General features: G+C 72.7%; 8 protein-coding genes. 2 read left to right on the top strand and 6 right to left on the bottom strand.

Features of this window, described 5'->3' with window-relative positions:
- Positions 1-765: 765 nt before the first annotated feature.
- From AB0B48_RS29470 to glnA, 4 genes are all read right to left on the bottom strand, one after another.
- Complete coding sequence (locus AB0B48_RS29470; protein WP_357207162.1) at positions 766-1,149, bottom strand: VOC family protein; 384 nt, start codon at positions 1,147-1,149, stop codon at positions 766-768.
- Between the two features lie 182 nt (positions 1,150-1,331).
- Positions 1,332-2,024: a WYL domain-containing protein gene (locus AB0B48_RS29475; RefSeq protein ID WP_355007792.1), complete on the bottom strand. Its 693-nt coding sequence runs from the start codon at positions 2,022-2,024 to the stop codon at positions 1,332-1,334.
- A 274-nt stretch (positions 2,025-2,298) separates the two neighbouring features.
- The gene (locus tag AB0B48_RS29480; protein WP_355008888.1) at positions 2,299-2,724 is read right to left on the bottom strand and encodes a DUF350 domain-containing protein; all 426 of its coding nucleotides are present in this window, start codon (positions 2,722-2,724) and stop codon (positions 2,299-2,301) included.
- Between the two features lie 89 nt (positions 2,725-2,813).
- Entirely contained in the window at positions 2,814-4,163 is a 1,350-nt protein-coding gene (glnA, locus tag AB0B48_RS29485; RefSeq protein WP_355008887.1) for a type I glutamate--ammonia ligase, read from the bottom strand.
- A gap of 320 nt (positions 4,164-4,483) precedes the next feature.
- On the opposite strand from glnA, the gene AB0B48_RS29490 reads away from it, so the two are divergent.
- Both AB0B48_RS29490 and panB read left to right on the top strand, forming a co-directional pair.
- The gene (locus AB0B48_RS29490) at positions 4,484-6,241 is read left to right on the top strand and encodes an NAD+ synthase (protein ID WP_357207165.1); all 1,758 of its coding nucleotides are present in this window, start codon (positions 4,484-4,486) and stop codon (positions 6,239-6,241) included.
- Positions 6,242-6,450: 209 nt separating this feature from the next.
- The gene (gene panB, locus AB0B48_RS29495) at positions 6,451-7,296 is read left to right on the top strand and encodes a 3-methyl-2-oxobutanoate hydroxymethyltransferase (RefSeq protein WP_124855798.1); all 846 of its coding nucleotides are present in this window, start codon (positions 6,451-6,453) and stop codon (positions 7,294-7,296) included.
- Between the two features lie 50 nt (positions 7,297-7,346).
- On the opposite strand, the gene npdG is transcribed toward panB, so the two are convergent.
- Positions 7,347-8,045: an NADPH-dependent F420 reductase gene (npdG, locus tag AB0B48_RS29500; protein ID WP_357207166.1), complete on the bottom strand. Its 699-nt coding sequence runs from the start codon at positions 8,043-8,045 to the stop codon at positions 7,347-7,349.
- Between the two features lie 148 nt (positions 8,046-8,193).
- Positions 8,194-9,501, bottom strand: a 1,308-nt coding sequence (locus AB0B48_RS29505) for an RNB domain-containing ribonuclease (protein ID WP_357207168.1), incomplete at its 5' end; no start/stop codon positions are given.

Raw genomic sequence — 9,501 nt, forward strand, 5'->3', positions numbered from 1 at the left:
TGGGCGCCCACGAGGGCTCTTGTAGCCCCGGCAATTTGCCCTAAGACCCCGCCCCCGGCAGCATTAAGCACGCCGGGGCCGGGCTCGCTACGCCACGGGCAGGCCGGGGCCGGGCTCGGTACGCCACTGGCAGGCCGGTCTGGCCCCGGGCCGGCCGGTCGTGCCCGGTCCGACCTGCCGTGCCCGGTCCGACCCGCCGTGCCCGGACCGACCTGCCGGGCCCGGTCCGACCCGCCGTGCCCGGTCCGACCCGCCGTGCCCGGACCGACCCGCCGTGCCCGGACCGACCTGCCGTGCCCGGACCGACCCGCCACCCTGTCGCCCGGTCCGACCCGGGCCGCCTGTCGCGCCCGGTCCGACCGTCCGTGCCGAGGCTGGATCGGGCCCGTCGCAGCTTGATCCACTCGGTTTCCGTGATGTCGCGGTGTCCCGCGCGCTCGGACACCCCGACATCATGAAATCCGAGTCGATCACGCGCGCGGGTGCCGCCAGGCTGGCCGGGCCATCGCCCCCGCTCAGGGTGACGGCCTCAGAGCCAAGCCCTCCCCCGGGACCAAGCCACCCGGGACCAGGACCAGCCCAACCCGGGACCAGCCAGCCCAACCCGGGACCAAGCCAACCCGGGCCAGCCCCACCCGAAAGGCCAGCCCCACCAGGGACCCGCCCCATCCGGGGGGCAAGCCAACCCGGGGCCAGCCAACGCGGGAGAAAGGCCAACCCCGGGGGCAAGGCCAACCCCGGGCATCAGCGGGACCTTGGAAGAGGTCAGGGCTGCGGGGGCGGGGGCGTGAAAACGCCCAGGTGGTTGCCGGCCGGGTCGAGTAGGTGGGCCAACCGGAGACCGCTCGGTGCCGTACGCGCTGGTACCAGGACCCGGCCGCCGGCAGCTTCGGCCTGTCGGCAGGTCTCTGCCACGTCGGCGACTTCGGCGTAGAACACCGCGTAGTTCGGCGACGTTCCGTCGGTCGCCCGGATCGCCCCACCGATCCCGGTGTCTCCGCCGGCCCCGGTCACGCGGTAGGACCCGCCGTTGGGCGAGCCCTGCTCCTCGAAGGTCCAGCCGAACAGCTCTCCGTAGAACCGCTCCGCGTCCTCGGGCCGGTCGGTGCCGATCTCGAACCAGGTGATGGGCGTGGTGGACCTGGACATCTACTGCCTCCAGAATGATTCGTGCCGGCCGCTCGGCCGTCGTCTGGAGCAGTCTCGGGGCCGTTGGCGACAGCGTCCTGTCGGTGTTTCCGGATCACCCGGCGGGTTTCTCGGTGACGAGACCCACCCAGCCCGCCGCGATGCGGACGGGTCTCGGAAGAGGCCGCCACGCCGAGCCCGCTTCAGACCAGGCTCAGCGGGCGGACCCGCTCGTGCGGGATGTCGAGATCCGTCAGGCGTAGCTCCCGGGCCACCACGTCGGGCAGCGCCCACACGCTCCGGATCCGGTCGGTACGGAAGCACCGCAGCTCGTCGCGCAGACGGCACCAGGCGACCAGGTACCAGTGTCGGGAGTTACCGAGGTAGCCGAGTGGCTCGACGTCACGGGTCGAGTCGGCGCCGGCGCGGTCGGCGTACCGGATGCGCAGCACCCGCCGCGCGGTGACCGCGTCGGCGACGGTGGCCGGGACGGGCGCGGCCGGCCCGTCGCCGATCAGGTGCACCCGGTCGGCGAGGCGGTGTGCCTCGGCGGCGTCGGCGGCCGGCAGCACCGCCACCAGCTTGCGCAACGCGGTGGCGGCCGGCCCGGCGAACGGCGAGCCGGCAAGCCGGTGCAGCGCCACGGCCATCGCCACCGCCTCGGCGGCGGTCAGGTTGACCGGCGGCAGGGTGCGGGCGCGGTCCAGGACGTAGCCGCCGGTGCGCCCGGGCTCGGCCCAGATCGGCACCCCGGCCTCCTGCAACGCGGCGAGGTCCCGTTCGATGGTCCGGCTGCTCACCTCGAAACGCGCGGCCAGCCAGCGGGCGCTGCGCGGCCGTGGTGACACCGCCCGCAGCTCCTCGACCAGCGCGTAGAGGCGATCGGTGCGGTTCATACCCGGCACGCTACGGCCGAGGTACGACGCCCACGGCGACTGCCCGCAGACGCGAGCGGCCCACCGGCCAGAGATCTTGGACAGTTTCCGTCACGACCTGACGGAAACTGCCCAAGATCTGCACGCCCACCCGCAGACGCCCACCCACGGACACCCGCCCACGGACGCCCAGCCGCCCGCCAACGACCGGCCACGGACCACCCGGCCACGCACGACCAGCCATGCACGACGGAACGCGGGCGGACCGCCCGCCGGGTGATGCGGAGAGCGGCCGTCAGGCGATGCAGGCGCAGACGATCAGCGCGGCCCCGAAGTGGGTGGCGGCACTGACCCGGGCAGCAGGGTGCGGCTCGGGCGAGCAGATGACCTCGCCGAGCTTGCCAGGGGTCAGCAGGTCCAACACCACGAAGGCCAGCGCCATGATCGCCAACCCGACCAGTCCGAAGACCACGGTGGAGGCGATCCCCTTACCGAAGTCGCTGTAGCTGGTCAGGATCGCGGTGAAGACGATCCCGGCGATGCCGAGCTGGTTGGCGGCGAGCAGCAACCCCGCGTTGGCGTTGCGCTCGACCCAGATCAGGTCTCGCAGCCGGCCCGGGGTGAGCAGGTCGACGAGCCCGAAGCCGGCGGCCATGAGGCCGACGCCAACGATCCCGAACACGACGCTCTGCCAGGCACCGCTGAACAGATCCTCCAGCACCGACTTGCCTCCCGACTCTCCGCCCGGAGGGGTACCGGCGCGGTGATCGAGACGATAGCGGCAGCGCGCAAGGGCGTCAGCCCCTGCGTCTACAGGGCCAGGTAGCGCTGCCGCTCGTACGGGGTGACCTCACGGCGGTACTGCTCCCACTCGGCCCGCTTGTTGCGCAGGAAGAAGTCGAAGACGTGCTCGCCGAGCACCTCGGCGACCAGCTCGGACTCCGCCATCACGTCGATCGCCTCGGCGAGGTTCTCCGGCAGCGCCTCGTAGCCCATGGCACGCCGCTCGGCGCTGGTCAGCGACCAGACGTCGTCCTCGGCGCCCGGTGGCAGCTCGTATCCCTCCTCGATGCCCTTCAGGCCGGCGCCGAGCAGCACCGCGAAGGCGAGGTACGGGTTGGTCGCCGAGTCCAGCGAGCGGACCTCGACCCGGGCCGAGTTGGGCTTGCCGTACGCGGGAACGCGGACCAGCGCGGACCGGTTGAGGTGACCCCAGCAGACGTACGCCGGGCTCTCGGTGATTCGGTCGGGCAGGTGCTGCGGGAAGAGCCGCTTGTACGAGTTGACCCACTGGTTGGTGACAGCCGTGTACTCCCGGGCGTGCACCAGCAGGCCGGCGATGAACGACTTCGCCACCTTGGACAGCTTCATCGGGTCGCCGCTGTCGTGGAAGGCGTTGCGCTCCCCCTCGAACAGCGACAGGTGGGTGTGCATCCCGCTTCCCGGCTGGTCGGTGAACGGCTTCGGCATGAAGCTGGCCTGCACACCGGTGGAGAGTGCGACCTCCTTGACCACGTGCCGGAAGGTCATGATGTTGTCGGCGGTGGTGAGCGCGTCGGCGTACCGCAGGTCGATTTCCTGCTGGCCGGGTGCGACCTCGTGGTGGCTGAACTCCACCGAGATGCCGATGCGTTCCAGCGCGAGTACGCCCTGACGGCGGAAGTCCCGGGCCACGGCGTGGGTGGTGTGCTCGAAGTAGCCGCCGGTGTCGACCGGGGTGGGCACGGTGCCGTCCTGCGGCCCGTTCTCGAGCAGGAAGAACTCGATCTCGGGGTGGGTGTAGAAGGTGAAGCCCTTCTCGGCCGCCTTGGACAGCGCGCGGCGCAGCACGTGCCGAGGGTCGGCCCAGGACGGCCCGCCGTCGGGCAGCAGGATGTCGCAGAACATCCGGGCGCTCTCGCCGCTGACCCCGCCTTCGAAGGGGAAGACCTGGAAGGTGGTCGGGTCGGGCATGGCAACCATGTCCGATTCGAAGACCCGGGCGAAGCCCTCGATCGCCGAGCCGTCGAAGCCGATGCCTTCCTCGAAGGCCGCCTCGAGCTCGGCGGGTGCCACCGAAACGCTCTTGAGCGTGCCCAGAACGTCGGTGAACCACAGCCGGACGAACCGGATGTCCCGCTCTTCCAGCGTGCGGAGGACGAACTCCTGCTGACGGTCCACTTCCCCAACCCCTCGCGACACTCTTTTGTCCGCCTTGGCCGGGCTGCACCCGACCTGATCGCCCAGTGTTCCCGGGCCTGGTTACGCAGACGTTACGCGAACAGCCGCCGGCCGTCCCCTCGTGTCCCGCCGGGCGAGCGCGGGGCCCGGCCCTGCCGCTACGACGGCCGAACCACCACCGACGGCCGAGCCGCCACCGACGGCCGCCACGACGGCCGAGCACCTGCCGCCGCGGCCTCGCGGGCGCCCGTCGCGGCAGGTGGCAGGTGTCTCGTCCGAGGGTACGGACTGTCGCGACGAGGCTGGGGCAAGATGAAGGCATGCCCACCCTGCGTCTCGCCCTGTCCCAGGTCAACCCGAGCGTCGGCGACATCGCCGGAAACGCCGATCTGGTCCGCAGTTGGACTCGCCAGGCCGCCGATGCCGGTGCCCAGCTGGTGCTCTTTCCGGAGATGATGCTGACCGGGTACCCGGTCGAGGACCTGGTTTTCCGGCGTTCCTTCGTCGCCGCGTCCCGGGCCGCCGTGGAGCGGCTGGCCGCCGACCTGGCCGCCGACGGTCTCGGCGAGTTGCCGGTCGTTGTCGGCTACCTGGACGCCGACGGTCCGCCGCAGGTCAGCGGGGACGCCGAGCCGGGCCGGGGTGCCCGCAACGCCGCCGCGCTGCTGCACCGGGGCGTGGTTGCCGCCCGCTATTTCAAGCACCACCTGCCCAACTACGGGGTCTTCGACGAGGACCGGTACTTCGTCTCCGGTGACGCGCTGACCGTGGTGCGGATCGGCGGCGTGGACGTGGCGCTGACCATCTGCGAGGACCTGTGGCAGGCCGGCGGCCCGTTCGCCGCTGCCCGGCAGGCCGGCGTCGGCCTCGTGGTCAACATCAACGGCTCGCCGTACGAGCTGAACAAGGACGACTTCCGGCTGCCGCTGGTCCGCCGCCGGGCCGCCGAGGCGGGCGCCACCGTCGCGTACGTCAACATGATCGGCGGGCAGGACGAGCTGGTCTTCGAGGGCGACTCGATGATCGTGACCGCCGACGGTGAGCTGCTCACCCGCGCCCCGCAGTTCGTCGAGCACCTGCTCGTGCACGACGTCGAGCTGCCGGCCGCCACCGCCGCGACGACCACGGGGACCGTCGCGGACGGCATGCGCATCGTGCACAGCACCCTGGACGGCGTTCCGGCCGCGCCGACCGGTCCGGCCGCCACCGGCGGTGTGATCGAGCCGGTGGCCGACGAGGCCGAGGTGTGGCAGGCCCTGGTGCTGGGTCTGCGCGACTACGTCAACAAGAACCGGTTCCCGTCGGTGGTGCTCGGTCTCTCCGGCGGCATCGACTCGGCGGTGGTGGCGGCGCTCGCCGTCGACGCGCTCGGGCCGGACCGGGTGGTCGGGGTGTCGCTTCCCAGCCAGCACTCCTCGGAGCACTCCCGGGAGGACGCCGCCGACCTGGCCAAGCGCACCGGCCTGGACTACCGCGTCGAGCCGATCCAGCCGATGGTCGACGGTTTCCTGGCCAACCTGTCGCTGTCCGGCGTGGCCGTGGAGAACCTCCAGGCCCGGGTCCGTGGCGTGATCCTCATGGCGTTGTCGAACCAGGAGGGCCACCTGGTGCTGACCACCGGCAACAAGAGTGAGCTGGCGGTCGGCTACTCCACCCTGTACGGCGACTCGGTGGGTGGCTTCAACCCGGTGAAGGACGTCTGGAAGACGCTGATCTGGCGGCTGGCGAAGTGGCGCAACACGGACGCGGCTCGGCGCGGTGAAACGGCCCCGATCCCGGAGAACTCGATCGGCAAGCCGCCGAGCGCCGAGCTGAGCCCGGGCCAACTGGACAGCGACAGCCTGCCCGACTACGACGTACTGGACCCGATCCTGATCGGCTACGTCGACGGCGACCTGGGCCGCGACGGGCTGGTCGAGTCGGGTCACGACCCGGCGATCGTGGACAAGGTGCTGCGGCTGGTGGATACCGCCGAGTACAAGCGGCGGCAGTCGGCACCGGGCACGAAGATCTCCATGAAGGCGTTCGGCCGGGACCGCCGTCTGCCGATCACCAACCGGTGGCGCGAGCACGGCTGAGGCGTACCCCTGGGGGTGCCGGGTCGGTGGCGCGGCCCGGCGCCGCCGCGCGGTGACCTCGCGGCGCGGTCCCGGGTGGCCAGGCGGGGCGGCCCCGCGCTGGTGGAGTGACATCTTGCACTGGGCCCTGCCGTCAGCCCGTCTCGCGGTGCGACGATCGCGACAGAACCCGGGGACCGCGCAGGCGGCCTCGAGGAAGGGAGACAGAGATGGTGGAGTCCACTCCGCACGAGGTGACCGCGTTGTACGGCGGCCCGGCCACCCGACGGGTCCGCACCCGCGACCTGATGGCCGCCAAGGAGCGCGGCGAGCGCTGGCCGATGCTCACCTCGTACGACCAGTACACGGCGTCGATCTTCGACCAGGCCGGTGTTCCGGTGCTGCTGGTCGGCGACTCGGCCGCGAACAACGTGTTCGGCTATGAGACAACCCTGCCGATCACCGCCGACGAGCTGCTGCCGCTGGTCCGGGCCGTGGTGCGGGCGACCCGGCAGGCGCTGGTCGTCGGTGACCTGCCGTTCGGCTCGTACGAGGAGGGTCCGGCCCAGGCGCTGCGTACCGCCGTCCGGTTCATGAAGGAGGGTGGCTGTCACGCGGTGAAGTTGGAGGGTGGCCGCCGCAACGCCGCGCAGATCGCCGCGATCGTCGGTGCCGGCATCCCGGTGATGGCGCACATCGGTTTCACCCCGCAGAGCGAGCACACCCTGGGTGGCTACCGCGTGCAGGGTCGCGGCGACGCCGCCGACGAGGTGCTGGCCGACGCGCGGGCGGTGGCGGAGGCGGGCGCGTTCGCCGTGGTGTTGGAGATGGTGCCCGGCGAGGTGGCCAAGCGGATCACCCACGAGCTGCCGATCCCCACCGTGGGCATCGGCGCGGGCCCGGACACCGACGCGCAGGTGCTGGTCTGGCAGGACATGGCCGGGCTGCGGACGGGCAAGGCACCGCGCTTCGTGAAGCGGTACGCGGATCTGGCCGGTGCTCTCACCGACGCCACCCGCCGTTTCGCCGACGAGGTCCGCGGTGGCGAGTTCCCCGCCGCCGAACACACCTTCTAGTACCGACGAGGGTCGGGGTGCTCCCACGCCGGGGCACCCCGCCGCTCGGGTCAGAGGTCGGTGACGCGGATGCCGGCGTGCGCCTTGTAGCGCTTGTTGATGGCGATCAGGTTGGCGGTGAACGCCTCGATCTGGTGGGCGTTGCGCAGCCGCCCGGCGTAGATGCCCCGCATGCCGGGGATCCGGGCGGCGAGCGCGCCGACGATGTCGACCAGCTCACGGTCCTCGGTGCAGATCAGCACGTCCAGGTCGATCCGGTCGACCTCGGGGTCGGCCAGCAGCGGAGCGCTGACGTGGTTGAACGCGGCGCAGACCCGGGAGTCGGGCAGCAGCGCGGCGGCCTGCTGCACGGCGCTGCCCTCGGCGACGGTCAGCGCGTACGGGCCCTGCTTGTCGAAGCCGAGCGGGTTGACGCAGTCGACGACGATCCGGCCGGCGAGCGGCTCGGCGAGGGCGGCGACGGTGGCGGCGTGCCCGTCCCACGGCACCGCGATGATCACCACGTCGCTGCGTCGAGCCACCTCGTCGTTGGCCGCGCCGGTGACGCTGCCGCCGGCCGGCACCCCGGGCAGGGCGGCGATCTCGCCAGCGGACTCGGCGGCCCGCTCGGCCGACCGGGATCCGATCAGCACCGTCTGGCCGGCCCGCGCGAACCGGTAGGCGAGGCCCCGCCCCTGGTCGCCGGTGCCGCCGATGATGCCGACCGTCAGCCCGGACACGTCGGGCAGCGTGCTCGCGTCGTATGCCATGGCCTCATCCTCGCAAACCGCCCGGCCCGTCAGCAGCGCCGAGCCCTGTGAGAATCCCCGCTGCCGCGAGCGACAGCGCCGCCGAGGACCGGGCCACGGCGGGCGACCGCGCAGGCGGGCGAGGATCGGGCCCGCGACGGCGGCCCGCTCAGGCCAGCTCGAACAGGACGGTACGGGCCGCCGGGTCGGCGGTGACCAGACGGACCCGGACCCGTTCGCCGAGCGGCAGTTGGCCGAGGCAGCGGGCGCGGACCGGCGGGGCGTCCAGTGCGACCGTGCCACCGGGCGGTCGGGGCCGGGACTTGCCGTTGGGCGGCGCGTCGACGTCGAGGACGGCAGCGTCGAAGGTCTCGCCCACCCGGTGCTCCAGCACCGCCGCCTCGGCCAACTCGACGGCGCCGCGAGCCGCCGCCGAGGCGACCCGGTCGGTGCTCGCCATGACCTCGGGCAGCCGGGGCAACGCGGCGCGGGCCCAGTCGGGCACCGCCTGGCCGGCGTGCAGGGCCAGGCAGACCTCGGTGGCGTACCGGTCGGCCAGCCGCCGCAACGGTGCCGTCACGTGGGCGTACGCGGCCGCCACGCCACCGTGCTCCGGATGCTCCGGCAGCTCCCCGTCGAAGGCGGTGTACGCGGCACCGCGCATCAGCTCGGCCGCCTGGTCGATGAACGCGGCGGCGCGCGGCTGGGCGGCGTCCAGTCCGGCGATGACCTGACCCGGGCCCACGTCGTCCGGCCAGTGCACGCCCAGCGGCGCGGCGGCGGCCCGGAGCCGCTGCACCGCTTCCGGCTTGGGCGCCGGCATCGTCCGCAGCAGACCCACCCGGCCGGCCAGCATGATGTCGGCGGCGGCCATTCCGGTCAGCAGGGAGATCTGCGCGTTGTGCTCTTCCATCGGCACCGGCGCGCGCAGCACCAGCCGCCAGCCCTCACCGTCGGGTTCCAGGTCCTGCTCAGGCAGCGGCAGGTTGATGGCGCCCCGGCTCAGCCCACGGGCGGTCAGCCGGTCGCCGATCTCCGGCAGCAGCGCGATCGGGTCGGGTAGCCGCCCGGCCTCGGCTGCCGCCTGCACCCCGGTGTAGTCGAGTTTGGCGCGGCTGCGGACCAGAGCGCGTTCCAACTCGACGGCAACGGTGCCGCCGTCGGCGTCCAGGTCGATGGTCCAGAGCACCGCGGCCCGGTCGTCGTCGGGCAGCAGGCTGGCCGCACCCTCGCTGAGGGTGCGCGGGTGCAGCGGCACGTTGCCGTCGGGCAGGTAGATGGTCTGCCCCCGCCGCCAGGTCTCCGCCTCCAACGCCCCACCCGGGGTGACGTGCGCGGCGACGTCGGCGATCGCGTACCGCACCCGGTAGCCGCCACCGGGGCGGCGGGCGAGGTGCATCGCCTGGTCCAGGTCCCGCGAGGTGGCGGGGTCGACAGTGACGAACGGTATGTCGGTGCGGTCGACGGGCGGCTGCGG

Origin of the sequence: Micromonospora sp. NPDC049089, assembly GCF_040648775.1 — a bacterium.
Lineage (GTDB): Bacteria > Actinomycetota > Actinomycetes > Mycobacteriales > Micromonosporaceae > Micromonospora.